The 25,716-nt window shown below is 40.4% G+C and carries 23 protein-coding genes; 13 read left to right on the top strand and 10 right to left on the bottom strand.

Translation table 11 applies throughout. The features are described 5' to 3' along the window. Positions 1–21: 21 nt before the first annotated feature. The 4 genes from ACOXY8_RS07700 to rmuC all read left to right on the top strand — a co-directional run bounded on the left by ACOXY8_RS07700 (position 22) and on the right by rmuC (position 5,452). Positions 22–774, top strand: coding sequence for an alpha/beta fold hydrolase (locus ACOXY8_RS07700; protein WP_458330986.1), 753 nt, complete (start codon positions 22–24; stop codon positions 772–774). Positions 775–854: 80 nt separating this feature from the next. Beyond that, the gene (locus ACOXY8_RS07705) at positions 855–3,038 is read left to right on the top strand and encodes a S9 family peptidase (protein WP_458330987.1); all 2,184 of its coding nucleotides are present in this window, start codon (positions 855–857) and stop codon (positions 3,036–3,038) included. 321 nt (positions 3,039–3,359) lie between these two features. Then, on the top strand, positions 3,360–3,989 hold the full coding sequence (locus ACOXY8_RS07710) for a peroxiredoxin-like family protein (RefSeq protein WP_458330988.1): 630 nt from the start codon (positions 3,360–3,362) through the stop codon (positions 3,987–3,989). 110 nt (positions 3,990–4,099) lie between these two features. Next, positions 4,100–5,452, top strand: coding sequence for a DNA recombination protein RmuC (rmuC, locus tag ACOXY8_RS07715; protein ID WP_458330989.1), 1,353 nt, complete (start codon positions 4,100–4,102; stop codon positions 5,450–5,452). A gap of 29 nt (positions 5,453–5,481) precedes the next feature. Here rmuC and mnmD read toward each other — a convergent pair whose 3' ends face one another. Genes mnmD through ACOXY8_RS07730 form a run of 3 tightly spaced genes read right to left on the bottom strand, consistent with a single transcriptional unit; the run spans position 5,482 to position 7,923 of the window. Then, entirely contained in the window at positions 5,482–6,165 is a 684-nt protein-coding gene (gene mnmD, locus ACOXY8_RS07720) for a tRNA (5-methylaminomethyl-2-thiouridine)(34)-methyltransferase MnmD (protein ID WP_458330990.1), read from the bottom strand. Positions 6,166–6,185: 20 nt separating this feature from the next. Further along, positions 6,186–6,683: a 2-C-methyl-D-erythritol 2,4-cyclodiphosphate synthase gene (gene ispF / locus ACOXY8_RS07725; RefSeq protein WP_458330991.1), complete on the bottom strand. Its 498-nt coding sequence runs from the start codon at positions 6,681–6,683 to the stop codon at positions 6,186–6,188. Further along, positions 6,673–7,923: a M16 family metallopeptidase gene (locus ACOXY8_RS07730; RefSeq protein ID WP_458330992.1), complete on the bottom strand. Its 1,251-nt coding sequence runs from the start codon at positions 7,921–7,923 to the stop codon at positions 6,673–6,675. The genes ispF and ACOXY8_RS07730 overlap by 11 nt, the downstream gene beginning before the upstream one ends. 106 nt (positions 7,924–8,029) lie before the next feature. Between ACOXY8_RS07730 and ACOXY8_RS07735 the strand changes: the two genes are divergently transcribed. Continuing rightward, entirely contained in the window at positions 8,030–10,009 is a 1,980-nt protein-coding gene (locus tag ACOXY8_RS07735) for an alpha-ketoacid dehydrogenase subunit alpha/beta (RefSeq protein ID WP_458330993.1), read from the top strand. Between the two features lie 133 nt (positions 10,010–10,142). Continuing rightward, positions 10,143–12,911, top strand: coding sequence for a PKD domain-containing protein (locus ACOXY8_RS07740; protein ID WP_458330994.1), 2,769 nt, complete (start codon positions 10,143–10,145; stop codon positions 12,909–12,911). A 145-nt stretch (positions 12,912–13,056) separates the two neighbouring features. Here the strand turns inward: ACOXY8_RS07740 and ACOXY8_RS07745 are convergent, their stop codons facing one another. Continuing rightward, on the bottom strand, positions 13,057–13,461 hold the full coding sequence (locus ACOXY8_RS07745; protein ID WP_458330995.1) for an OsmC family protein: 405 nt from the start codon (positions 13,459–13,461) through the stop codon (positions 13,057–13,059). A 71-nt stretch (positions 13,462–13,532) separates the two neighbouring features. On the opposite strand from ACOXY8_RS07745, the gene ACOXY8_RS07750 reads away from it, so the two are divergent. The 3 genes from ACOXY8_RS07750 to ACOXY8_RS07760 all read left to right on the top strand — a co-directional run bounded on the left by ACOXY8_RS07750 (position 13,533) and on the right by ACOXY8_RS07760 (position 15,681). Then, on the top strand, positions 13,533–14,255 hold the full coding sequence (locus tag ACOXY8_RS07750) for a hypothetical protein (RefSeq protein WP_458330996.1): 723 nt from the start codon (positions 13,533–13,535) through the stop codon (positions 14,253–14,255). A gap of 50 nt (positions 14,256–14,305) precedes the next feature. Further along, positions 14,306–15,190: a lipoyl synthase gene (gene lipA, locus ACOXY8_RS07755; RefSeq protein WP_458330997.1), complete on the top strand. Its 885-nt coding sequence runs from the start codon at positions 14,306–14,308 to the stop codon at positions 15,188–15,190. Between the two features lie 185 nt (positions 15,191–15,375). Then, complete coding sequence (locus tag ACOXY8_RS07760) at positions 15,376–15,681, top strand: hypothetical protein (RefSeq protein ID WP_458330998.1); 306 nt, start codon at positions 15,376–15,378, stop codon at positions 15,679–15,681. A 762-nt stretch (positions 15,682–16,443) separates the two neighbouring features. Here the strand turns inward: ACOXY8_RS07760 and ACOXY8_RS07765 are convergent. The 6 genes from ACOXY8_RS07765 to hemW form a co-directional block, all read right to left on the bottom strand. After that, on the bottom strand, positions 16,444–16,920 hold the full coding sequence (locus ACOXY8_RS07765; protein WP_458330999.1) for a hypothetical protein: 477 nt from the start codon (positions 16,918–16,920) through the stop codon (positions 16,444–16,446). A gap of 118 nt (positions 16,921–17,038) precedes the next feature. Beyond that, positions 17,039–18,229 carry an RsmB/NOP family class I SAM-dependent RNA methyltransferase gene (locus tag ACOXY8_RS07770; protein ID WP_458331000.1) on the bottom strand — a complete coding sequence of 397 codons (1,191 nt, stop codon included), beginning with the start codon at positions 18,227–18,229 and terminating at the stop codon, positions 17,039–17,041. Beyond that, on the bottom strand, positions 18,226–18,717 hold the full coding sequence (locus tag ACOXY8_RS07775; protein WP_458331001.1) for an asparaginase domain-containing protein: 492 nt from the start codon (positions 18,715–18,717) through the stop codon (positions 18,226–18,228). The genes ACOXY8_RS07770 and ACOXY8_RS07775 overlap by 4 nt, the downstream gene beginning before the upstream one ends. A 2-nt stretch (positions 18,718–18,719) precedes the next feature. Beyond that, a complete protein-coding gene (locus tag ACOXY8_RS07780; RefSeq protein WP_458331002.1) occupies positions 18,720–19,037 on the bottom strand; it encodes a DUF721 domain-containing protein in 318 nt (105 codons plus the stop codon). Further along, a complete protein-coding gene (locus ACOXY8_RS07785) occupies positions 19,027–19,797 on the bottom strand; it encodes a cyclase family protein (RefSeq protein WP_458331003.1) in 771 nt (256 codons plus the stop codon). Before ACOXY8_RS07785 ends, ACOXY8_RS07780 begins: the two co-directional genes overlap by 11 nt. Further along, on the bottom strand, positions 19,794–20,927 hold the full coding sequence (gene hemW / locus ACOXY8_RS07790; RefSeq protein ID WP_458331004.1) for a radical SAM family heme chaperone HemW: 1,134 nt from the start codon (positions 20,925–20,927) through the stop codon (positions 19,794–19,796). Before hemW ends, ACOXY8_RS07785 begins: the two co-directional genes overlap by 4 nt. Before the next feature lie 36 nt (positions 20,928–20,963). On the opposite strand from hemW, the gene ACOXY8_RS07795 reads away from it, so the two are divergent. The 4 genes from ACOXY8_RS07795 to ACOXY8_RS07810 all read left to right on the top strand — a co-directional run bounded on the left by ACOXY8_RS07795 (position 20,964) and on the right by ACOXY8_RS07810 (position 25,681). Continuing rightward, on the top strand, positions 20,964–22,697 hold the full coding sequence (locus ACOXY8_RS07795; RefSeq protein WP_458331005.1) for a hypothetical protein: 1,734 nt from the start codon (positions 20,964–20,966) through the stop codon (positions 22,695–22,697). Next, positions 22,648–23,799, top strand: coding sequence for a DUF4271 domain-containing protein (locus tag ACOXY8_RS07800; protein WP_458331006.1), 1,152 nt, complete (start codon positions 22,648–22,650; stop codon positions 23,797–23,799). The genes ACOXY8_RS07795 and ACOXY8_RS07800 overlap by 50 nt, the downstream gene beginning before the upstream one ends. Before the next feature lie 30 nt (positions 23,800–23,829). Next, positions 23,830–24,600: a uroporphyrinogen-III synthase gene (locus ACOXY8_RS07805; RefSeq protein WP_458331007.1), complete on the top strand. Its 771-nt coding sequence runs from the start codon at positions 23,830–23,832 to the stop codon at positions 24,598–24,600. Positions 24,601–24,712: 112 nt separating this feature from the next. Continuing rightward, positions 24,713–25,681: a PorP/SprF family type IX secretion system membrane protein gene (locus ACOXY8_RS07810; protein ID WP_458331008.1), complete on the top strand. Its 969-nt coding sequence runs from the start codon at positions 24,713–24,715 to the stop codon at positions 25,679–25,681. Positions 25,682–25,716 lie beyond the last annotated feature (35 nt).

The raw sequence follows: 25,716 nt of genomic DNA on the forward strand, positions 1-25,716 counted from the left end.
GCAAGCTATTTGACAAAGCTAATGCCAAATAGAATAGCGCTTGTGGGCATTTCAATTAATCCATACTTTAGTGAAAAACCCATAAGCATGCTGATAATTTTACATGGAGCCTTAGGTAGCGCATCACAGATGAAACCATTTGGCCAATTACTCAAAGAAAAAGGGTTAGAAAATATTTGTCTTGATTTACCTGGTCATGGAAGAGGAACTGATATTGATGCTTTTGACATGACACAATTTGCCAATTACATATTGCAGCAAATGGATGAAATGGATATCCAAAAAGCAGATTTTTTTGGATATAGTATGGGTGGATATGTCGCCTTGCAATTAGCATTTTTATATCCGGAAAGAGTCGGTCGGATATTCACTTTTTCCACCAAATTCAATTGGACCCCCGAAGGTGCTGCACATGAAACCAAACTACTGGATCCAAGCAAAATCAAGGAAAAGGTACCGGCCTTTGCAGCGACTTTGGCCGAACGGCATGGGGAAGATTGTTGGGAGCAGGTTTTAGTTAAAACGGCTGAGATGATGATAAACCTTGGCAATAGTCCACTTTTAACAGAAAGCAAGTTAAAGCAAATTCAGCATCAGGTATTACTAGCGACGGGAGATCGGGACAATACGGCTACTGCTGAGGAAACCCTTCAAACCTCCCGCTTTCTTCCAAATGCCAAACTTTGGATTTCACCAAATACCTCACATCCATTTGAGAAATTACCCATTACCGAAATTGTAACCGCTTGTGGGAAATTTTTCCAAAAGGAATAAATACTCACAAATTTTCACGAATTTACATTCCATTAAATGACAACAAATTCCCGATCTGTAAATTTCAAAACCTTAACAATATGAAGAATATAAGAAATTACTATTATAGGCTAAGCTTACTTAGTCTGTGCTTTTTGCTGAGCACTAGCTTTGCAATCGCACAAAAGCAACCAATCCGAGCTACGGATATGATGAAGATTGTAAGTGCCAGTAATCTTGAAATCTCACCTGATGGCACTAAAGCCTTGATGGTGGTGAGTACCAATGTACAAAACGACAAAAATGAATGGGTATATTCTAACAACCTTTGGATGTTGGATTTGGCGGGAGGCACAGAACCCAAGCAGCTCACTTATGGAATTCGCCGCGATGGCTCTGCAAGTTGGTCGCCTGATGGAAAGCATATTTCCTTTAGCCGTGAAGGTGCCGTTTGGATACTACCGGTTTCCGGAGGTGAAGCTTGGAAGTTTCTCGAAAGAGCGGGTGGTGCACAATGGTCTCCTGATGGAACAAAAATGCTTTTTAGCAGAGGATCCTCCATCTATGAAATTGAAGGAAAACCCACTTGGGATGTAGAACGTCCCGGTAGAGAATGGGGAGATGAGCCAAACTATCGCAACAAAAATGCAAATACGAAGGACATCACAGCCAAGCCAGATGGCAACTTGCAAGAAGTGCGTGCATGGCTAGCAAAGAATAACAATGAGCGTAATCCAAGAGTTGTAAATCGTCTGAATTTCATTGGCGAAATGGATTTGAACCCTGATTTGTCTGTTTCGCACCTTTATGTAATTGACGTGAAACCAGGGGCTGAACCACGCCAATTGACCAATGGATTTCAATCTTTTGGCGGTGCTACTTGGTCGCCGGATGGTAAAAGCATTTTCTGTAATTCTATAGAATCTACTGAGAATCCGGATAGAGAAAGAGATTCGGATATTTATAAAATTGATGTGGCTTCGGGCAATATCAGTTTATTCTTAAACTGGGATGGCTATTCTGTAGGTGGAGCAAACTTTTCGCCGGATGGCAAAACCATCCTTTTCTCTGCTAGCCCATTGGATGACCCTGGTTTTGGTTACCGCAAGTTGGCAACAATCCCTGCAACGGGTGGCACTCCAAAATGGCTTACTGAAAATATTGATACCAGCTTAGGTTCAGGCACTTGGTCTAAGGATGGAAAGTATATTTATTTCTCTACAGGAGAAAAAGGAGCAAATCCATTGTTTAGAATTCCGGCAACGGGAGGTAATGCAGAGACGCTTATTGGTTACCCTTTTGGAATTAGAGATTTTGCGCTTTCTAATAACAAGATTGTTTATAGCATGACCAAAGTCGAAAACCCTTACGAAGTATATGTAGCAGATCTTGAAGGAAAAAATCAAAAACAACTTACCAAACTCAATGAAGAATGGCTAAGTGAAAGAATTGTGCAAACGCCAAAGGAATATTGGGTAGATAGCAAAAAAGATGGATTAAAGATTCACTATTGGGTCGTTGAGCCAGTGAATAGAAAAGAAGGTGTAAAATATCCAACCATCTTAAATATGCATGGAGGTCCAAGTGCTATGTGGGGACCAGGAGAAGTATCTATGTGGATGGAGTTCCAGCTGATGACTAGCTGGGGCTACGGCCTAGTATATGGCAATCCTCGTGGAAGTAGCGGGTATGGATATGATTTCCAAAAGGCCAATTATCAAGATTGGGGTGATGGCCCAACTGCTGATTTGATGACAGCTTTAGATAAGGCGGCAGCAGATCATAGTTGGATAGATACAGATCAGTATTTCCTAACCGGGGGATCTTATGCAGGCTATCTCACAGCTTGGATTGTGACTCAAGATCATCGTTTCAAAGCAGCTGTTGCACAACGTGGTGTGTACGATTTAGCCTTTTTCTTTGGAGAAGGCAATGCTTGGAGATTAGTGCCAAATCACTTTGGTGGCTATCCTTGGGAAGAAGATAAACGCAAAATCATGGATGCTCAATCGCCAACTACCTTTGCTCATCAAATCCAAACTCCACTATTGATTATACATGCCGACACAGATTTGCGTACGGGTGTTCGTCAATCTGAACTTTTGTATAAGTCATTAAAAGTACTTGAAAAGCCGGTAGAATATGTTCGCTATCCGGGTGAAGGTCATGAGCTTTCACGTTCAGGTAATATCAATCGTAAGCTGGATCGCTTGATGCGAATTATAGAGTTTTTCGAACGATATGTAGATCATCCTGAGCCGGCACCTGCTGCTTCAGCTTATTAATCATTAGCATATATTACGGAAAAAGACCTGCTTAATGTGGGTCTTTTTTTATCTAATGGAGCACAATATCGTTCTAATTAAGGATTAAAGCAGGTTCTTTCGGCATGTTCAATGATTTTGAGGAGTCAAATCAAGGTCTTAAACATAGCTAGAAGTGGAGGAACTTAGCACCATTTCCACTTCTTTCTGTTAATTGTCTTTAGTGGATTAGGACGTGCAAATTGAATAATTCTGAAAAGAATGAATAAAACGCACTCAAAAACTGTTCAAGGAAAAAGTCTCAAATTAGTAAAGTCGTACATCAAATTAAATTTATTAAATATGTTGAGTAAAATAGTATTACTAATAACGATACTTGCGTTTGGATCGGCTTTACAATCGAATGTAGAAGCACAAACCTTTAAAAGGGTAAATGAAGCAAAAGGACTCCCTGTAGGTGCACAGGTGGAAGATTTCACTGCCTCTGATCAATTTGATAAGGAATTTCGTCTTTCTGAACAATTAGCCAAAGGACCGGTAGTGATTATTTTCTACAGGGGTCAATGGTGTCCTGTTTGTAATAGACATCTTGGGCAGCTACAAGATAGCTTGGCCTTGATCGAATCTTCAGGTGCTCGATTGATTGCTATTGCTCCGGAGCAGCCACCCTATCTTAAGTCGATGGCGACCAAAACTGAGGCTGAATTTAGCCTGCTATATGATGAGGCCTATCGTATATCCAATGCCTTTGATGTGACTTTCCTACCTGATCAAGCGAGTATTGATGCCTACAACGAAAGACTGGATGCCAATCTTTCTGAAGCAAATACGGATGACTCAGACAGACTTCCCATCCCAGCTACCTTTGTGATCAACCAAAAAGGCGAAATTGTATGGAGACATTTCGACCCGGACTACAGAAAAAGGGCAAGTGCAAAGGATATAATGAATGCTTTAGAAGCCTTAAAATAAGGTTGATTGTTTTTGTCTACAGTTAGCTTGAAGAGACTTTCAGGCTTTCTTTTTTTAGGGCAACTTAATAGGTACACATATTGGTGAGAGCCAATAAACAAATCTCCTTCTTGCAAACAGAAAGCAAAGGCTTTAACTTAATCACAAAAAAGGATTTGGATATTACTAGCATCATCATCGGAATAATAGCGGGAGGATTGGGCGGATTTCTTATCGCTTATGTGAGTATTAACCGCAAGCTGAACGAAGCCAAAACCCAAGCTCGTGTTGCCGAACAGCAGGTAACAAGCTTGAGCGCAGATAACGAATTGCTGAAGCAAGAGCGCCATCAAAAAAATCTTGAGCTTACCGAGCTAAAAACCACACTTGCTACAAAAGAGGCCGAGCAAAGATCGCTGCAAGATCGACTCAAAGAGCAAAAAGCAGAAATCACCGAAATCCAAAAGCGATTTACTGAGCAATTCGATAATTTGGCTAACAGGATCTTCGATGAGAAGGCACATAAATTCAAACTCCAAAGCGAGGAAAGCATTAACAAAATGCTAGACCCACTGAGAGTAAAACTTCTTGATTTTAGCACGAAGGTAGAAAAGGCCAATAAGGATAGCTTGGAAGGAAACAGTGCTTTGCGTGAGCAGCTTAATTATTTGAAGGAGCTCAATCAGAAAATGAGTAAGGAAGCCGAGAACCTTACCAAAGCACTTAAAGGTGAGCAAAAAACGCAAGGAAACTGGGGCGAAATGATTCTTGAAAGCGTTTTGGAGAAATCTGGGCTTGTAAAGGACAGAGAGTATTTTACGCAAGAGAGCGTACGTACAGAAGATGGTCGGAGATTACAACCTGATGTTATCATCAAACTGCCAGAAAATAAAAAGATAATAGTCGATTCTAAAGTTTCACTTGTGGCCTACGAGCGATTAGTGAGCGAAGAGGAAGATGACAGAAAAGCTGGCTGGATTAAGCAGCATATTTTATCTGTGCGAGCGCATGTGAAAGGCCTAAGCGACAAAAACTATTCAATGAATGGCAATGGAGACGGTTTAGATTTTGTCTTACTTTTCATCCCAATTGAGCCCGCATTTTCATTAGCTGTTCAGCATGATCCTGATCTTTTTACAGATTCTTTCTCTCGCAATATTGTGATTGTAAGTCCTACAACATTACTAGCAACTTTAAGAACTATTGCCTCCATTTGGCGCCAAGAATACCAAAGCCAGAATGCAGCTGAAATTGCCAAGCAGGGTGGAGACTTGTACGATAAGTTTGTTGGTTTTGCGGAAGATTTGGAAAAAATAGGTGAGCGAATTCGTCAAACCCAAGAGAGTTACGATAGTGCTATTAATAAACTAAGCACCGGTCGTGGGAATTTGGTTCGTAGGGCTGAGAACATGAAAAGCCTGGGAGTAAAAACCAATAAAAACCTCCCGCCAAAGTTTTTAGATGATGGTCTGGATGAAGAATAAATTTTAGAGTACCCTTACTTAAAACTGCATTATTTCTCCATCTTTATTCCTCGTACCATATGCTTTTTGCCTCGTGGCCCGGCAATTCTTTCTACTTCAAAACCAGCAGATTGGAGTGTTCTCTGAAATTGACCTTGGGCACAATAAGTCGTTAAAATGCCCTTTGGTTGCATACTGTCAAAGACCTTTTTCAGAGCAGTTTCTTCCCATAATTCCGGTTGCTTTTTCGGGGCAAATGCATCAAAGAAAACAACATGAAATCTATTGTTTGCTAGAATAAAATCCTCAAGCTTTGACTGGTTTTTTGTAAACTGAAAGTTTGGATGAATTTGGTTTGTTTGTTCCCAATCACATGCGTGTAATTGCTCAAATATTTTCTGGCTCTCAATAGGATTGGAGAAGCTTTGGGCAAAATTGAGTTGCGACCAAATTTCTTCTGTTAGCGGATAAGGCTCAATAGTCGTATAAACTACCTCCCGCTTATTTTCTATGGCCCATTGCCAAGTAAGAAGCGCATTAAGACCCGTACCAAAACCTACTTCAAAAACCTGTATAGTGCCTACATTTCGGGAAGCAAATTCATCCAAACCCGCTTTGATATACACATGAACAGACTCTTGCAATGCTCCATGAAAACTATGATAGCTCTCCATAATATCAGGACGATACAAGGAATGTGAGCCGTCTTCTGTTTGGATAACCTTAATCTCCATCTGACAAGGAAATTGTGGATTTAATTGTTCTCTAAGCCTTCTACTTTGTAAATCAAACAAACAGCATAGCAGGCAACGCCTTCTTCACGACCGACAAAACCCATCCGCTCATTAGTGGTGGCTTTTATGGAAATATCATCTTCAGCTACTGCCATTACTTCTGATAAGCAAGCTTTTATGGCATCCACATGCGGGTTTATTTTGGGCGTTTCCAATACAATTGTTGCGTCGATATTGCCCACTTCATAGTTTTTCTCACGAAGCAAAAGCATCACATCTTTCAACAATATTTTGCTATCAATTCCTTTGTATTGAGGGTCTTTATCCGAAAAATGATAACCGATATCTCGCAAATTTGCAGCACCCAAAAGAGCATCGCAAATAGTGTGGATTAATACATCGGCATCGGAATGGCCGACTGCGCCATGCGTATGCGGTATTTGAATGCCACCAATCCAGAAGGGACGGCCTTCCTCCACTTGGTGCACGTCGTAGCCAAAGCCAATTCTATGATGCATATTCGGTTTGTTTTGCTTTGTAATATAGAGTTGTTGAGTTTTCAGGCCTTAGTATATCATTGGCTGCTTTTACAATATCTGCCGTAGTCAATTGCTGAATCTCATCCTTTTCGGTATTTACCAAATCTGGATTGCCCAACATAGCGGCATAGGCCAAGGCCATGGAGCGATTGAGCAGATCAATTTCACCAAATTCGATGGTAGCCATCGCTTGGTTTTTTACCCGCTCTAGGTCTTCTTCAATTATCTGATTTTTGCATTGCTCAATAAATGCATCAACCTCCCGCTCTACTTCCTCGAAAGTAACGCCATCGTTCAATTTGCCATTGATGACCAATAAGCCTGGATCTACCGAACCCGTAACGAATGCCGAAAATGAATTAAGCAATTGCTTTTCCTTCACTAATATTTGATACAATTCAGTTGATTTTCCTCTACCAATAATATCGCTTAGCAAATCCGCCGCATGATAGCCCGGATCCATCCTGCCCGGTATATGATACACTCTGTACCAAGCATCTATTGGTACTGCTGCTTCAACATGCAATTCCTTTTTCTCGCGTTGCTTAGGTTCTTTAGGTAAAGTTTTGTCCAATGCTGGCCCCGCAGGTATTGGCCCAAAATATTTCTCTGCAAGTCTTTTCACTTCCTGCATTTCCACATCACCCGAGATCACTAAAATAGCATTGTTTGGACGATAATGTTTGAAGAAGAAATCTTGTACATCCTGCATGGTTGCCTCTTCAATATGCGAAATATCTTTGCCAATAGTTGCCCAATTATACGGGTGAACTTCATAAGCTAACGGTCGCAATTTGAGCCATACATCGCCATAAGGCTGGTTTAAATATCGCTGTTTAAACTCTTCAATGACCACTTTTCGTTGTACTTCCAATACTTTCGGATCGAAGCTAAGTGACAACATTCTATCTGACTCCAACCAAAAGGCAGTTTCTAAATTGGCAGATGGAATGGTTATATAATAATTGGTGATATCTGGACTAGTAAAGGCGTTATTATCACCACCTACATTTTGCAAAGGCGAGTCAAATTCCGCTATATGCTTGGAGCCACCAAACATCAAGTGCTCAAACAAATGCGCAAAACCTGTCTTATCAGGATGCTCATTTCGAGAGCCTACTTTGTATAAAAGATTAAGCACGGCCATGGGTGTACTTGGGTCTTGATGCACATATACATCCAAGCCATTATCTAATTGAAAATATTCATATTTAATCATTGCTGTAAATTTACCTATCATTCAACATAGCTCCTACAGAAAATATCAGAAGCTTGTTTTTTGTACGGCCAAAACCTTGCTTTATCTTTAAGCCATGCAAATAGAAATGAATTTTGTAGATAAAGGTTTTTCGAAAAAGCGTTTATTAGAAATATATAGGACCCTCTTGAAGCCTCGTATGATCGAGGAGAAAATGTTGATTTTACTTCGTCAGGGCAAAATCAGTAAATGGTTTTCGGGCATCGGACAAGAAGCTGTGTCGGTAGGAGCAGTTTTGTGTATGCGGGAGGAAGAATACATCCTGCCAATGCACCGCAACTTAGGCATATTCACCGGCCGCAATATGCCATTGGATAAGCTTTTTGCGCAGTTTCAAGGCAAAGATCATGGCTATACCAAAGGGCGCGATCGCTCATTTCACTTTGGTGCCAAGGAGCACAATATCGTAGGAATGATTTCCCACCTTGGGCCACAAATGGCCTTGGCAGATGGAATTGGACTAGCGCATAAATTGAAAAGCGAGAAAAATGCCGTCCTCGTATTCACAGGTGATGGTGCCAGTAGCGAAGGCGATTTTCACGAAGCGCTAAATGTGGCTGCTGTTTGGGATTTGCCAGTAATCTTTATGATCGAAAATAATGGCTACGGGCTATCTACACCAAGTTCGGAGCAATTCAAATTCAAATCCTTTATAGACAAAGGCCCAGCATATGGAATTGAAGCGCATAGTGTAGATGGGAATAATGTGCTCGCAGTGTATAGTTTGGTAGATAAGCTTGCCAAGGATATTCGCAAAAACCCAAGACCGATAATCATCGAAGCAAATACATTCCGTATGCGTGGGCATGAAGAGGCGTCTGGCACCAAATACGTGCCCAACGAACTAATGGAGCATTGGGCAAAGAAAGATCCGGTAGAAAACTATGAACGCTTCCTAAAACAAAATGGGGCACTTACCTATGAGCTAGAGCAAGAAATAAGAGCAGAAATAAAAAGAGAAATCGAAATGGGATTGGAGCAGGCCTATGCAGAGCCAATGCCAGTTGCAGATTCCTCCCGCGAATATGCTGACTTATTTGCTGAGCATACCCAAGTGGTGATTGAGCCAAAATCGGATAAAACGCAAGAATTGCGATTTGTAGATGCTATCTCTCAAGGATTGCAACAAAGTATGGAGAAGTATCCAGAGCTGGTTTTGATGGGACAGGACATTGGAGATTATGGCGGAGTTTTTAAAATCACCGAAGGCTTTGTAGATAAATTTGGCCGTGATCGAGTGCGCAACACGCCGCTTTGCGAATCGGCTATTATTGGTGTGGGATTGGGCTTATCAATCAAAGGGCAAAAGGCCATGGTAGAGATGCAGTTTGCAGATTTTGTGACCTGCGGATTCAATCAGATTGTGAATAATCTGGCAAAAATCCATTGGCGTTGGGGGCAAAATGCCGACGTAGTGGTACGGATGCCAAGTGGAGCTGGCGTTGCAGCAGGGCCTTTTCACAGCCAGTCGAATGAAGCTTGGTTTTTTCATACACCCGGACTTAAGATTGTTTATCCTTCCAATCCTCGCGATGCAAAAGGACTTTTGAATGCCGCCATTGAGGATCCAAATCCCTATTTATACTTCGAGCACAAAGCACTCTACAGGTCACTGGCCGGACAAGTTCCTGAGGAGTATTACACGGTAGAAGTAGGCAAAGCTGCCATTGCCAGAGAAGGAAATGATGCCGTGATTATTACCTATGGAATGGGCGTGCATTGGGCATTGAACCTACTGAATGAATCACCGGAATTATCTGTTGCCGTGCTTGATTTGCGGACTTTATTGCCTTGGGATAAGCAGACCGTAGCCCAGATTGTGAAGAAAACAGGTAAAGTATTAGTGCTGCATGAGGATACGCTCACAGGAGGCATTGGAGCAGAAATAGCCGCTTGGGTAAATGAACATTGTTTTGAGTATTTGGATGCACCGGTAATGCGAGAAGCAAGTTTGGATACGCCTATACCTTTCGCTCCTCCACTAGAGAAGAATTTTCTGCCAGTTGATAGGTTGAAAACTAAGCTTGAGCAGTTATTAGCGTATTAGAGTTTTTTGGAGAAAACAGCGGGAGGAAGAACATGTAATTGCCTCCCACTTAAATATACCGTGATCAGGGTATTTAAGGCTATAATTAATCATTATAAATTGCATTAATTTTAATAGCCTAAATACTCATACCATGCAGCGTAAAATACCCTATCTCCTACTTTTACTAGCCTCCATTTTTGTCATTTTTTCATGCGACTCAGGAGGCAGCGAAGAAGATACTACCCCTAAGCCAACGGTAGATTTTAGTTTCTCACCTACTGATCCAGTCGCTGGACAGCAAGTGAGTTTTACTTCTACTGTGACAAATGCTACAAGTTATTCATGGTCAAGCAATCCGGCCGGATTTACATCGACCGCAGCCAATCCTACCTATACATTTGCAACTGCGGGAAGCTATACAATTAACTTGAGTGTAACAGGCCCTGGTGGCACTAGCCAAACGAGTAAAACCATCACAGTAGCTGCTCCTGCACCTACTGCGGATTTTAGTTTTACTCCTGCCAATCCAAAAGTTGGACAAAGTGTAGCATTTACGAGCACCGTAGCAAATGTTACCAGTTATGCATGGAGTTCAAATCCTGCTGGATTTAGCTCTACACAAGCTAATCCACAGCATACATTTAGTGCAACTGGCACTTATCAAATTACATTGGAGGCAACGGGCCCAGGCGGTACAGTGACTGAAACCAAAGCCATTACCGTCACGGCTGATGCTCCAGTGGTAGGATTTAGTTTTGCTCCAACCGCACCAAAAATCAATGAAACTGTAACCTTTACTAACACAACTGTAAATGCTACAACTTATGCGTGGTCATCTGTTCCAGCAGGCTTTACTTCTACCGCAGAGAATCCTCAGCATCAATTCGCAACGGCTGGCACCTATGCAGTGACCCTCACGGCTACTGGCCCAGGCGGTAGCGAATCGCTTACCCAAAATGTAGTAGTTGCCGATTTAGATCCAATTGCAAGCTTTAATTTCAGCCCAAGCAACCCATTAATAGGCCAAGAAGTTACATTTACTAATACAAGTCAAAATGCGACGAGTTACCAGTGGAGCTCTGTTCCTGCTGGCTTTAGCTCAACAGAAGCAAATCCAAAATATACATTCGCAACTCCTGGCAGCTATGAAGTTAAATTAGTAGCCACAGGTGCAGGTGGAAGTGATGAAAGCACGCAAACTATAGTGGTAACTGCACCAGCTCCAACGGTAGATTTTAGTTTTAGTCCTTCCAACCCTACAGCAGGTCAAGAGGTGACTTTTACAAGTGTGAGTACCAATGCTGTTAGCTTCGAATGGAGTTCGGTTCCAGCAGGCTTTAGTTCTACCGAGGCAAATCCAAAATATACTTTTGCAGCGGCTGGGACCTATGAGGTTACATTGAAGGTAACTGGGTTGGGCAGCTCCATTTCGGTAAGCAAAAATGTGGTAGTGAGTGCAGCTACCGCAACTCCAAATGCAGACTTTAGTTTTAGTCCTGCTACTCCAACAGAAGGTCAAGAAGTAACATTCACCAATGCTAGTACAAATGCAACAAGCTACCAATGGAGTTCCGATCCAGCGGGCTTTAGCTCAACAGATGCAAATCCAAAATATACCTTTGCGACGGCTGGCAGTTATGAAATCACACTTGTGGCAACTGGTGCTGGTGGAACAGATGAAATCAGTAAAACAGTAGTAATAAGTGCTGCCGCTGCTGCACCTAATGCAGACTTTAGCTTTAGCCCTGCTACTCCAACGGAAGGCCAAGAAGTAACATTTACTAATGCGAGTACGAATGCGACAAGTTATCAATGGAGTTCTGTTCCAGCGGGCTTTAGCTCAACAGAAGCAAATCCGAAATATACCTTTGCGACAGCAGGCAGTTATGAAATAACGCTTGTAGCAACTGGAGCTGGTGGTACAGATGAAATTAGTAAAACGGTAGTAGTGAGTGCGGCGACAGCTGCTCCAACAGCTACTTTCACTTATAGTCCACAAAACCCTGAAGCTGGTGAGGATGTCACATTTACCAATACAAGTCAAAATGCAACTAGCTATTTATGGACATTTACACTTCCTGGAGGAGCAGGAGGCAGAATGATGGATAATACATTCACTTCTACTGAAACAAACCCAGTGATACAATTCCCATCGGAAGGTAGCTGGCAGGTGACATTGCGCGCTACAGGAGAAGGTGGTGAAACAACTAGCCCAGCTACAACAATCAGCGTAGCTCCAGAAACTGTTGGTGGAGGTGGTGATTGCGACTTACCAAACTGCTATGTGACTCGTACAGTAACAAACTCTAGTGGAGCAACTATAACCGTGGACTACACTTACACAACTATTAATGGCCAAAAGGTAATTTCCAAATTGGTTACCAATACAAGTGGTGTTGTCACAACTACAGATTATGAATATAATGCTCAAGGCCAAAATATTAAGCAAACTACTTCTGCTACATTCTTTGGGTTTACGACGATAAGCGTTATAAACACCCTTGAATATGATGGGTTAGGAAGAGTAGTTAAGCTATCCAACTTTAATGGATCGAATGTGCTGCAAGGATATACTACAACTGAATATGATGGCAATAGCACTAGGAGGACGAAAGATTCAGAATTCTCAGCTACAGGAGTGTTAGAAGGATATGTGACTTATGAGAATTATGATGCGCAAGGTAATTTCCAATTACAAAGAAATTTCAATGCAGATGGATCATTAAATAGCAGCACTGTACTTACGTATCAAAATTGTTTGCCAGTCAAGCTTATTGGTAGAGATGCTACAGGCAATGTAATTTTAGATCAAACCAATACAATTGATGGAAATGGTTTGCTAAGAACTAGTAATTCTGTAATCACAGCGGGAGGTACTACTACCACTGCAAATACCAATTACACGTATGATTGTGATTAGTTTTTTGTTTTGAGTTTAGGTTTGTTAAGTAAGGAGGGTCTTCAGACCCTCTTTACTTTTAATGATAATTCAACTTCTTAGGTTGACCAAAATTAAGGCTATGGTAAGACTCGTTTCCCTCCCGCTTTTTGTTCAAAGGTGAATGCTAGAAATTGAAATTCACTATTTGCTCAATTGCAGGATCTAGGCTGAGCGCAACGGGACAAGTGAGGGCAGCTTTTCTAAATTTCTCTCTCTCAACTTCTTCTTTTGGAGCATTTGGCCAATTAAAATCTATAATGATTCTAGAAATTTTTCTTGGGGTAGCTGACATTTCCTTGGTAATATCCATTGTCATATCTTCCATATTGATGCCTTTTCTTTCGGCCATTATTCCCATTATGGTCATCATACAGCTGCCTAATGCCGCACAAACGGTATCAGTTGGAGAAAATGCTTCGCCTTTTCCATTATTGTCAACAGGCGCGTCGGTAATTAATTGATTTCCCGACTTAACATGTGTAGCTTGAGTACGTAAGCCACCTAAGTATTTTGATTGTATTGTGATCATAAACCTATTACTCCTTTTTAGTGTTTTTCAAAATTACGTACTTTGTTAACAAATTAAAGACAAGCAGCCCAATGTACAACAAATCTATATTGATTGTAGCCTTAGTGCTCTTCATGTCGAGTGGTCTATATGCCCAAACTAGACCCACAGAGAATTATTCTTCGGAAATAATCTATGGTGTAAATAAAAACACAAATGGAGGATTGATTGGCGGTTTTATATTTCGATACAATCGAGTGAAGAGTGAGAAACTGACAGAGAGTTTCGGGCTTGAGTTGTCGAATGTGAAGCACCCAAAAGAGGTGCGCTACACCACATTTATAGGAAATAGCTATATCTGGGGCAAACAAAACTACCTCTATTCTATACGTCCAAATTATGGAGCGGAGTATTTGCTGTTTCGCAAAGCTCAAAAGCAAGGAGTGCAGGTTTCAGTATTAGGTGCCGTTGGCCCAACCATAGGTATGGTTTCACCATATTATATTGAGTATGCTACAGGACCAGTAACTAGTGTACGCGTGCCTTTCGATCCGGAAACTCATGCAAATCAGAATAATATATTGGGCAATGGGGGCTTGCTGCGTGGGCTTGGTGAATCTGAATTAAAAATAGGTGCACATGCCAAAGCAGGTGTTAATTTTGAATTTGGAACCTTCCGCTCTAATATTACTGGTATTGAAGCTGGCCTAATGGTAGAAGGCTTTAGAGAAGATATCATCATTATTCCGACTGCTGAGAATCGCAACTTCTACTCTTCAGCTTACATTTCTCTTTACTTCGGCTGGCGGAAATAGTCGGAACCTAAATTTTCTAAATTGTGTACCTTTGTAGCAAATAAGAAGGAATGATAGAATTACCCGTAGTTTCAGAAGAAAAATCTCAACGAGCCAACAAAAAGCCCAACTGGCTGAGAGTAAAACTTCCTGTAGGTAAAGAATATGCCAAGGTAAGAAAGCTCGTTGATCAATATAAATTACATACCATCTGCGAAAGTGGAAATTGCCCGAATATGGGTGAATGCTGGGGTGCTGGCACAGCTACTTTTATGATATTGGGCAATGTATGTACTCGAAGTTGTACATTCTGCGCTGTAGCTACTGGCCGTCCGCCTGAATATGATCAGGATGAGCCTAGAAGAGTTGCCGAAGCAATTAAATTGATGGGTGTGAAGCATGCAGTGCTTACTTCAGTAAATAGAGATGAATTGAAAGATCGTGGTGCCGAAATATGGTATCAAACAGTAGTAGAAACCAAGAAACTTTCGCCTGAAACCACCATCGAAACCTTGATTCCAGATGTGAAAGGCAACTGGGCAGCATTAGAAAGAATGATAAGCGCAGGACAAGAAGTAGTTTCGCACAATATGGAAACCGTGGAAGGCCTCTATCGCAGAGTACGCCCTCAAGCCAAATACGATCGTAGCTTAGAAGAGCTCAGGAGAATCAAAGAATTTGGCAAGCGTAGCAAATCAGGAGCGATGCTCGGTTTGGGCGAAACAGACGAAGAGGTTTTCAAACTAATGGACGATTTAGCAGCTCAAAGTCTCGATATATTGACATTAGGCCAATACTTACAGCCGACCAAAATGCATTACGAAGTACAAGAATTTGTGCATCCTGATAAGTTTGAGTTCTTCAAAGAAGAAGGTTTGAAAAGAGGGATCAAATATGTAGAATCAGGACCTTTGGTTCGTTCTTCGTATCATGCTGAAAGACATGTTCATGTTTGATAATATATTAATAGAAAAATAGAGCAAGGAAATCGCAGCCACAATTGGTTGCGATTTTTTTTTGAGTTGGGTTTTATGAAACATATTCAGAAGGGAGAAATGCGGGAGGTAAAAGAGATTCTTTAGCTTAAAGCTTGGCTTTACCTAATGATCTTTATATTTTGTTGCATCAAACAATTAAAAAAATGAATAAAATCGTAAAAATCAAAAGAATCGGCGTTGTTTCGGCAGCCAAAATTTATGGGCTTATTACTGCTGGTCTAGGCCTTATTTTTGGCGTTATCTATGGCTTGATAATTTTCATCGTAGGGTCATTACCATCCACTGAATTCTCTGATATTGGAATTTCAGGTGGATTAGGAATTTTTATGGTGCTAATGTTTCCGATTTTGTATGGAGCAATCGGTTTTATCATGGGAGCCATCATGGCATTAATCTATAACTTTATAGCTTCCAAATTAGGTGGTTTGGAAGTTGGGGTTGATGAATAAGGATGTGAGATTAATATTTCATTTCAACGCCCCATTTCAATTGATTACAAAGCAAATGAAAGAGATCTGATTCTTTTGACAGAAAATTTAGACTCAGATTAAAATTGCTGATTCAAGTAATAATTGTAACGTCTAATTTCTTCTTAATGATTTCTATGGAACTGAAGTAATGAAATTTCTAATCGGGTTTCCCATGTTGGTTCAATGGATTTAATTTTATACAAATCCCTTCTAATTAAGTTTCGCCTTCAAAACAGCTTTATTGAAACAAATCAATTAGTCTCGAAAAATTCAAACTTCCTTTTCTTTAACTCAATACAATCTAAACTGAGCCTTAAAAACTGAATTGAATATTCTTTAGCTATAAAACCTAGAATTTTATCCAAATTGATAATCGCTTTTAAAAAATGTTTATCGTAAGTTAGAAAGGCATTTGTGTCATGATTTTTTGGATCATCATGACAAAGGTATCGAGCTCTTCTTGAAAGATTTTGGAGCTTCATATATGAAACATAAAGTTCTTCTGATAAACGTGTTACGGAAGTTTTGTTATAAGGATTGACGGAGTTATTTACCAACTCGTGTGAGCGATAATGTTGATTTGCCCTCCTAGCAATGTGTGCGTTTATTAAATGGACAGCAGTATAAAAACAAATTGTAACTTGCCAATCCCAGTGTGATTGGCTCTTATTTTGTTAACTAAATCGAGAAAATTGAGATTACTTTTGGCTTGCTTGATATGTTCATTAAATGAGGCCAAACCTAATTTTTAATTGAGGAATAATGCGGTGGTACTGAAAGCTTGTCTCCTTGTTCAACGATAGTTGATGAAATATGAAATCCAAAATTTGAAAATTCTGCATTGGTCTTGGCTTCTGCTAGAATTAATCCATTCTCAGAAGTCTCATCATAATCGTTAATTTCCGCCCAAACTAGGACTTTTGCATCACTTAAATCAAAGGCAAGTTGGTTGGTTATCACTTTTCGATCATTCAGTTCTGAAATAAACTTTTTGACTAATTCTTCAATAAAATATTGAGAACTTCTATTTCTTAAATCAGAAAATATTTCAGAATGTTTTCCCTCAATAAAATTAGAGTACATCCTAGCTTTCTGTTCAGATGCAGTATTCGTTTGTATTTGTAATTGATCAATTCTAATGGAATTAATCATCTCTTCAAACCATTGATCCTGCTTGTTAGTCTGCTGAATTGCAATATTTTGATTTGATTCTGTCATACAATCTTATCTTAGTTCAAAATTATAAGAAATACGATATTAATGCTAACGAGCTGAAAATTATCTTGTTAGACTTTGGTTTCCATTGAGATCCCCTCAATGGAAACATTATCCACATTTACCCCTTCTTCACCATCCTAGCCATAAAGAAGCCATCGAAACCTTCAGAAGGCCAAATTTCGCGTTGCTCTTCTAGGCTGAAGTCTGGATTCTTTTCGAGAAATTTGAATACCTGATCTACATTCTCTGATGGAAGAATGCTGCAAGTAGCATACACCAATTTACCGCCCGCTTTTACCATAGCTGAGTAATCTTGCAATATATTGGCTTGTGTAGCTTTTACCTCCTCAAGCATTTCCGGCGTCAGTTTCCATTTAGCATCTGGATTTCTTTTAAGCACACCTAAGCCACTGCAAGGCACATCCAACAATACTCGATCTGCGGTATTATTCAATCTCTTTATCGCCTTAGCATTGTCGATGGTTCTACATTCAATGATATCTATTCCTCCACGCGAAGCACGCGATCTTAAGTTTTTGAGCTTCCATTCTTCGGTATCCAATGCGAGGATTTTGCCCTTATTTTCCATCAAGGCGGCCAAGTGCAAACTTTTGCCTCCACCTCCAGCGCAGGCATCGATTACTCTCATGCCAGGCTCCACTTGTACAAATGGCGCTACCTTTTGCGATGAAGCATCTTGCACCTCAATCCAACCATCTTTAAAAGCGTCTGTACGAAATACATTTACTCTTTTGTCGAGGATTAGCGCATCATCCGCACCATTCACTCTACTGGTATTCACATCTATATCGTGGAAAAAGTACTCTACGCCATTTCTATTGGCTTTGAGGGAGTTTACACGCAATACCAGTTCGGCTGGCTCATTGAGCGCACGCAATTCTCTGTCCCATTTGGTGCCAAGTTCAGACTCGCCGAGCTGATCGAGCCAGTCGGGTAATGATTCACGAATAGCACGGACTTTTTGATTTTCACGATCATTGGCCAATACATTTTTGCGATTTACGCCTTTCAGCTCCGGCCAATCAGGCAAATCTCTTCCATTGAGAATCCACCAAACGGCAAATATCTGTTCGTAACTTGGTGATGGGAAGTCTATGGCCTCAGTAATTCTGCGCCAATGCCTTACCATATCGTAAGTGTTTTCGGCTATAAAACCTCTGTCACGAGAGCCCCATCTTGGGTTGGATCGTAAAATCCTCTCCACAACTTTATCTGCTTTGTGATTATCTTCAAATACATACCGCAGCGCATCGGCTACTGCATGAACTAATGATCGGTGTAGTCTCAAGGTGTTTGAATAAATTGTCCTGTTTCTAAATCTCTTCCACAGTTTGCGGCTGGAATCAATCGCCCGTTCATGGCAATATAACATCCCTCCGAAGCCAACTGCATGGCTGCAATAGCAAAACCTAGCTGAAAATCGGCATCAGTTCCTTTAAAAGTAGCCGGCAAATGCGATCCTGTGATAATGATCGTTTTGCTACCAATATTTTGTAAGGCTTTCGCCGTTTCTACCATGGTATCAGTGCCATGTGTTATTAGCACTTTTGTTTCCTCCCGCTCCACAATCAGTTTGCGAAGATTAGCCCGGTCAAATGCTGTGATATCTTGGCTATCCTTTTTGCAAAAGGAAATTACTTCAAATGAAGGCGAAAACTTGACCTTAGATAAAATTTTATCGAAAGCCGGATCCATTATTTCAAAAGCATAAGCTCCTGTAGATTTTGGATAATCCTTGTCAATTGTGCCGCCGGTTTGTATTAATAGTAACTTCATAACTAATGAAACACAATATCATTAACTACACCACGACCAACTTCCTTTTCGAAAAGTCCCAAAATGGTGCTTTTCGAATGAGAAAGTTCTTGCTTTAATGGCGCCGAATTGAGTGTAACAAATAGCACTTTATCTCTGATATAGAGCTTGCTGGTACGATTGGCAATGGTTGGCCCCATTATTTTTTCCCAGAAAACAATCAAATATGTCTCGTCAAACTTTTGGTCGATTTGATAACGACGCAGGAATTCACGGAAAACCTCCTTCAGTGGCTGGGCTGTTTGTGCAGATCGCTTAAAGAGGTTTTTATCAAATGCCATGAGTGAGTTTGCTTATAGGAAATAAAATTGGGCGGGAGGGACTTGCATCCGCCACCAGTGTTGTCAGTTGCAAATTTAGTAAATATCGACCGTCCTCTAGGTGATTAGGTATATATATTAATTCGGTGATGGTTGCTTGTTTGCGAGGTTGCTTGGGAAATTGCCAAAAAGCCTTGTGTGCCAAAAGTGCTCCTCCATCTACTTCTTTGTCCACACTTGGCAAGTCTACCAATAAGTGAATCACCTGATGCTTAGCTAAATAAGCTGTAAGAGCAGAATCGAGGTAAGGCGGATTTGTTCCGCTATATTTTCTTGTGATTTTATTAACTCCATTTGGCATAGTACGAATGGCAATGGCTTCGCTATCTATTCTATCAAGTTCAGCTTTGAAGGCTGCAAGTGTAATTACCATATCGCCATTTATCGATTCGGGCTCCACAGAAACTACACGACACATAGAATGAAAATCCTTTATCAAATAAGCAGTACTGGCACTATCATTACTAATATGACCGTAGCATTCTGTATGGGTACCGTTGCCGTGTGGGCTGAAAGTGAATTTTTGATAATTCACAGGCCCTCCTTCTGCCACACTCCCTACAAAATCACCCATGCGAATGGTTTCCAATTTCGGATCGTCAGCCCAGTAGCAGTTGGGGTTTTGGGCACCATGCTGCAATGGAATGCCGATTTCTAATGGTTTGCTAATGTCTGCGCGATACAAATCAGTACCATGCACAAAATCGAAATGTGTAATCATATAGAATCAACGAAAAGTTTGGATGTAATTGCATCGGCCATTAACCTCCCGCTTGAGCTTAAGCGGATTCCTTTTTCGGTAGGTTCAGCCAATTTTTGCGCTATTAAGGTAGCGAAGTTTTCCCATCCCGGCCAATCGGTACCAAGCTGAAATTCAGTTCTTAATTTATCATAATCTAAGCCCCAGCGAGTTCTCAAGGCAGTCAACAAGTAATCATTCACTTTATCACTTTCACTTAATACCTCCCTTTGGAAATAATCTCCTCCGCTTTGTAGTAATTTCAGGTATTTAGTATTGCTGGCGACATTCCATTGTCTCGACTGCCCGTCGTAAGAATGTGCACTGGGACCAATGCCCAAATAATGCTGCTGTAGCCAATAGGAGCTATTATGGCGCGAATAATTTTCCGAATGGCAAAAGTTGGATACCTCGTATTGCTCGTAGCTATTTTGTCTGAGGGTTTCGACTAGCATTTCGTATTGCACAGCGGCAAAGTCATCTTCGGGTTTGCGCATTTTGCCCTTTCGTACCCAATTGCCAAAGGCTGTCTTCTCTTCGATGGTGAGGCTATACGAGCTAATATGCTCGGGCTTAAATTGCATAGCCAAAGTCAAATCCTCCCGCCATTTTTCATGGTTAGGTTGTGGTACACCGTAAATCAGATCAATACTAATATTCTCAAAACCTGCCAAACGCACATTTTCCATCGCTTCCAAAGCTTCCTTCGCTGAATGTGCACGATTCATCCATTTCAGTATCCCCTCATCAAAGCTCTGAATTCCAATACTCAAGCGGTTGATCCCAGCCTGATACCAGTCATTTGCTTTTTGTAGATTGATATCATCAGGATTTGCTTCGAGCGTGATTTCTGTATTTTGCTCCAACGCAAAATTGGATTGGATAGCCTCTATAATCCGCTCAATTTCCGCTACCGACAAAATAGATGGCGTACCTCCACCAAAGTAGATACTGGAGATGGGTTGTCCTTGGAGGTAGTTTTTGCGTACATGCAATTCATGCATCAAGGCTTGTATCATTTCCTCTTTTTGCGCCAAACTTGTACTAAAATGAAAGTCACAATAGTGGCAAGCTTGTTTGCAAAAGGGAATATGTATGTAAATTCCAGCCATATTTCGTAAAAGTAGCTAATCCTAATCAGCATTGTTTTGTTCCGTATCCTTTTAATAATTGCCTTTACGTTTATTTTATCTCCTGTCTTTGCACAGCAGGCAGGTGAAATGCAGCTCTATTGGCAGGCAGAAAAAGGCAGCGAGGATATTTCCAATTTGCCAAAGGTAGCAGCAGATTCATTGCAAGCAGCACGCATTATAACCAACGCATTGAATGACTTTCGCAGCATTGGTTATTTGTCGGCTAATATTGATGGAATAGAAATGGATAGCGCTAAATGGGATATACAGTTATACTTGGGGCCGATTTTTAGCTGGGCAAGATTGGATCTTGAGAATATTGATGAGCTGATGCTAAGAAAGGTTGGCTACAGAAAGTCAGACTTTGAAGGTAAGCGAATAGATCCAAAACAACTATCTGCGCTGATGAACAAATTGCAGCAAGAAAACATCGATGCCGGTTATCCATTCACCCAATTGCTTCTCGATAGTTTGCAAATGCGGGAGGATGGAATTACCGCTAAGATAAATCTCATTCCCGGCCCAAAAGTCTATTTCGATTCGCTACAGATAAATCCAAGCGATTTGGTCAAAAGCTCTTTTCTATCCAGCTATTTGGGTATTAGAGAAGGTGAGCCATTCAATGAGAAATTTTTTAATCGCATTAATAATCGTATCAAAAGATTAAACTTTCTGAAACAACGAGAAGCACCATCCGTGACTTTTATGGATGATATGGCTTATCCTATGCTGCAGTTAGAAGCGCAAAAGGTTAATCAAGTAGATGGTGTATTGGGATTGCTTCCTAATGAATTAGATCCTGGTAAGGTGCTGGTGACAGGCCAGCTCAATTTGGATTTGTACAACCTATTCCAATCGGGCAAAAGGCTTGGGATAGAATGGCAGAAAATGCGACCTGAATCGCAATTGCTACGCATGGAGTATGGCCACCCTAATTTGCTCAATTCACCGATCGATCTGGACTTGGGCTTTTATTTACTCAAGGAAGATTCCTCCTTCTTGAATACAGACTTACGGATTTCGCTGGGCTATTTGGCGGGTGATGCGAGTCAGCTCAAATTTATCGCGGGCAATCAGCGAGGAAGTTTACTTTCTGTTGGGCAAGGTTCTGAACAAGATCAATTCAACAATCTGGCCGATACGCAATACAGCTATTATGGAGTGAATTGGAATATGATTACAACAGATGATCCATTTCATCCATTCCGTGGTTGGAATGTGAATGTAAGCGCGGATATAGGCAATAGGCGAATACTCGAAAATGCTTCCTTACCTCCCGCCTTCTATGAGAGTTTGGATTTGCGAAGTGTGAAATTCACATTTCAAGCTTCTGCTGAGCGATTTAGTCAATTGAGTTCAAGAATTATTCTTCGCAGCAAATTTCAAGGTGGATGGATCGAAAATCAACAGCTCTTTTTGAACGAACTCTATAGACTTGGAGGACTCAATTCGCTTCGAGGTTTTAACGAAAACTTCTTTTTTGCCTCCCAATATGCTATGCTCAATTTGGAACCTCGATTCTATCTAGATGCTAATTCTTACTTTTTTCTATTTTATGATCAAGCATACCTTTATTACGAACTTGAAACTGCTAAATTTGAGGATTCTCCCTTTGGGATAGGAGCTGGGGTAAGTTTCACTACCAATGCGGGAATATTTAATTTGGCTTATGGGCTCGGAAATTCAAAACTTCAGAAATTTGAGTTCAGCAACTCTAAAATACATATTGGGTACATCAGTCGTTTTTAAGCATTTTTTCATTTTGATGTTTGGCTTAATTGTCAGCTTCAATACATCAGCACAAAGTGACCGTATTGATGTTGCCCCACTCGTATTTGACCAAGGCTCACAAAGCTATTTACCTAAGCCCAATTCGAGTTTATATGATGTTTTGCATTATGAAATAAACTTGGCCAAGCATCCATACAAAGAAATAAGCATACAGCAGCCGAGCTCATTTTCAGTTTGGATCAACCATCAGTTGATAGAAAAAGCGGGAGGGAAAGTTCGTTTTTCCACAGATAGCCTGCGAAATATCTATGGGGCAAATATTCTACTTAGTGTACATAGCAGTAATAGTTTGAGTAGAAATTTGTCGGTGAATATTGCATCAGCATTTCAGCAGCAAGTTGTTGTAGAAGACAAAAATCTAATTGCAAAGGAAAGAGAGCAAAGTAGATTTCCTGATTTTATTGGGACCGGCTTTGTGATTTTATTGTTACTGATGGCTTTGCTGCGAATTTCTTATCCAAAAATATTCAGAGAGTATTTTAATCCTGCTGCGGTATTTTTTCCTAGAGTGAGTGTGGACACATTAATAATGTCTCGTCAGTTTAACCCAGGAACATTTTTGGCCTTACTCACCTTTTCGTTTTTGGTGATGTTTGTATTGCTGGTATTACTGAATTGGCAGATTGACTTACCCCCCTTTTTGGAATTTTTCAGTACGAGTAGTTATGGATTGCTAATGGCTATTTTAGGCATAGGTTTTATCGTAACCTTTTTGATATTTCTAGGCAAGTTTGTTTTTTTATCAGTTTGTTCATATTTGTATGGACTAGAGCAATTTAAGGCAATCCACTTCTTTGATTATATCAGAATTTCCAGCATCATTTACATGGGCGTTTTGCTTTGGATTCTGTTTAATTTCTTCGTCTTATCCGCACCCATTGCATCGAGTGCAACTATTGCATTTATCGCCATTATCATTCTGTTTACAGTCCGCATAGCCATAATTCTTATTAAATTGATTCGAACCGCTAATCTTCGATTTTCTTATTTATTTTCATACCTTTGCACCACTGAAATCATACCCCTTGTAGTGGTTTTAAAATTGATTTCAGTTTTCTAGGGCTTTCCTGTGTTAAAATTTAAATTGAGCATGACAAAAGGTAAAGATCGAATCAAGTCAGTAAAGAGTATATTAGTTTCTCAACCTGAACCCGCCGATGACAAATCCCCTTATGGTATCCTCGCCAAGAAATACGGAATCAAAATAGATTTTCGTCCCTTCATTCAGGTAGATCCAGTAGGTGTAAAAGAATTTCGCAAGCAAAAAATTGATGTGCTCAATCATACTGCGGTAATATTTACCAGCAGAAATGCAGTAGATCACTTTTTCAATTTGATGAAAGATTTGAAAATTGAAATGCCCCCAGAGATGAAGTATTTCTGTATTTCGGAACAAACCTCAAATTACCTTGCCAAATACATTGTGGTAAGAAAAAGGAAGATTTTTACAGGAGAAAAGACTGCAAACCAGCTATTTGACATTATTAAAAAACATAAAAACGAAAAGTATATTTTCCCTTGTTCTGATATTCGCAAGGATGATATACCTGAGTTTTTGGATAAAGGTGGTTACAAATGGAGTGAGGCAATTATTTACCGCACTGTAGCTAGTGATTTGTCTGACCTCTCCGACGTCAACTACGATGTAATTGCCTTTTTTAGCCCTAGCGGTATTCACAGTTTGTTTCAAAATTTTCCGGACTTCAAGCAAAACAATACCAGGATCGCAGCATTTGGATCTACCACTGCTCAAGCCGTACGTGAAGCAAACTTGATTTTGGATATAGAAGCACCGCTCCCAAATGCTCCTTCGATGACGGGTGCATTAGAGTTGTATATTAAAAAGGCTAATAACGTCTGAGTGATCATTCATATAAAAAAAACAACCTTTTGGACAAACTTTATCGTAATTAGCCTAACACTTAGCTCCTACCTAAGTTTAATTGCTATATTTAGGTTTGTTTAGGCCTCTTATGAGAAAATTACTGTTTACTTGTGCGTTGACTTTATCAGCATTATTCTTTGCTCAGATAGCGAATGCTCAGCAAGACACTCAATTTAGTCAGTTCATGTTCAATAGGTTGTTCCTCAATCCTGCCTACGCTGGTGTGGAAGGTGACATCCAAGTCACAGCCTTTCACAGAAGTCAATGGGTGGGCTATTCCACCGCTCAAAATGAAAGAGGTGGGGCACCAAGCTCACAAGTATTAAGTATTGACGCAGCTTTTCCAAGAGCCAAAAGTGGTTTAGGTTTACACATAGTAAATGACCAATTAGGTGCTTTAGGCAATTTAGATCTTCAATTATCCTATTCGTATCAAATCACCACCAATACTGGATTTGTGAACTTAGGAATGAGAGGTGGTTTATATTCTCAAACATTAAATTACGACCAACTTCGCTGGGATGATCCCAATGATCCATTAAGGCAATTTGGTAGTGAAACTCAAATGACAACTGATTTTGGAGCTGGAGTATACGTGAGAGTCAATAAGTTTTCTGGTGGCTTAAGTTACAATCACATTTCTCGTCCTGATTTTGATTTTGGGAGCTTTGGTCCAACTAATCCGCTCGAAGCACACTTATATCTTACCGCGGGTTATGATATAACAGCCTCCGCTGATTGGGATATCACACCAGGTATCTTAATAAAATCTTTAGCCTTCAATACTACATCGGTCGATTTGAACGTTATTGCCACGTACAATAATAAGATGTGGGGTGGAGTGTCGATTAGGAATACAGAAGCGGCAGTTGGCATGATTGGGTACAGCTTGGCAAAGGACAATAGATTGAAAATTGGATATGCTTTTGATTATGTAATTGAATCACAAGATGCAAAAGCACCCACTTCTCATGAATTTATGCTGAAGTACACCATCCCAAAGAAAACGGGTGCCATCGGCAAAAATATCGTACGTACGCCAAGATTTAGGTTTTGAAATAGGATTTTTTGATAAAATCTTAACAGATTCTT

Source organism: Peijinzhouia sedimentorum (genome assembly GCF_049340005.1).
GTDB lineage: Bacteria > Bacteroidota > Bacteroidia > Cytophagales > Cyclobacteriaceae > CAXBDP01.

Excerpts from the sequence above, each read along its gene's own strand:
- ACOXY8_RS07700 (WP_458330986.1), top strand. The coding sequence starts at position 22 with ATGCCAAATAGAATAGCGCTTGTGGGCATTTCAATTAATCCATACTTT.
- ACOXY8_RS07705 (WP_458330987.1), top strand. The coding sequence starts at position 855 with ATGAAGAATATAAGAAATTACTATTATAGGCTAAGCTTACTTAGTCTG.
- ACOXY8_RS07710 (WP_458330988.1), top strand. The coding sequence starts at position 3,360 with ATGTTGAGTAAAATAGTATTACTAATAACGATACTTGCGTTTGGATCG.
- mnmD (WP_458330990.1), bottom strand. The coding sequence starts at position 6,165 with ATGGAGATTAAGGTTATCCAAACAGAAGACGGCTCACATTCCTTGTAT.
- ispF (WP_458330991.1), bottom strand. The coding sequence starts at position 6,683 with ATGCATCATAGAATTGGCTTTGGCTACGACGTGCACCAAGTGGAGGAA.
- ACOXY8_RS07730 (WP_458330992.1), bottom strand. The coding sequence starts at position 7,923 with ATGATTAAATATGAATATTTTCAATTAGATAATGGCTTGGATGTATAT.
- ACOXY8_RS07735 (WP_458330993.1), top strand. The coding sequence starts at position 8,030 with ATGAATTTTGTAGATAAAGGTTTTTCGAAAAAGCGTTTATTAGAAATA.
- ACOXY8_RS07740 (WP_458330994.1), top strand. The coding sequence starts at position 10,143 with ATGCAGCGTAAAATACCCTATCTCCTACTTTTACTAGCCTCCATTTTT.
- ACOXY8_RS07745 (WP_458330995.1), bottom strand. The coding sequence starts at position 13,461 with ATGATCACAATACAATCAAAATACTTAGGTGGCTTACGTACTCAAGCT.
- ACOXY8_RS07750 (WP_458330996.1), top strand. The coding sequence starts at position 13,533 with ATGTACAACAAATCTATATTGATTGTAGCCTTAGTGCTCTTCATGTCG.
- lipA (WP_458330997.1), top strand. The coding sequence starts at position 14,306 with ATGATAGAATTACCCGTAGTTTCAGAAGAAAAATCTCAACGAGCCAAC.
- ACOXY8_RS07760 (WP_458330998.1), top strand. The coding sequence starts at position 15,376 with ATGAATAAAATCGTAAAAATCAAAAGAATCGGCGTTGTTTCGGCAGCC.
- ACOXY8_RS07765 (WP_458330999.1), bottom strand. The coding sequence starts at position 16,920 with ATGACAGAATCAAATCAAAATATTGCAATTCAGCAGACTAACAAGCAG.
- ACOXY8_RS07775 (WP_458331001.1), bottom strand. The coding sequence starts at position 18,717 with ATGAAGTTACTATTAATACAAACCGGCGGCACAATTGACAAGGATTAT.
- ACOXY8_RS07780 (WP_458331002.1), bottom strand. The coding sequence starts at position 19,037 with ATGGCATTTGATAAAAACCTCTTTAAGCGATCTGCACAAACAGCCCAG.
- ACOXY8_RS07785 (WP_458331003.1), bottom strand. The coding sequence starts at position 19,797 with ATGATTACACATTTCGATTTTGTGCATGGTACTGATTTGTATCGCGCA.
- hemW (WP_458331004.1), bottom strand. The coding sequence starts at position 20,927 with ATGGCTGGAATTTACATACATATTCCCTTTTGCAAACAAGCTTGCCAC.
- ACOXY8_RS07805 (WP_458331007.1), top strand. The coding sequence starts at position 23,830 with ATGACAAAAGGTAAAGATCGAATCAAGTCAGTAAAGAGTATATTAGTT.
- ACOXY8_RS07810 (WP_458331008.1), top strand. The coding sequence starts at position 24,713 with ATGAGAAAATTACTGTTTACTTGTGCGTTGACTTTATCAGCATTATTC.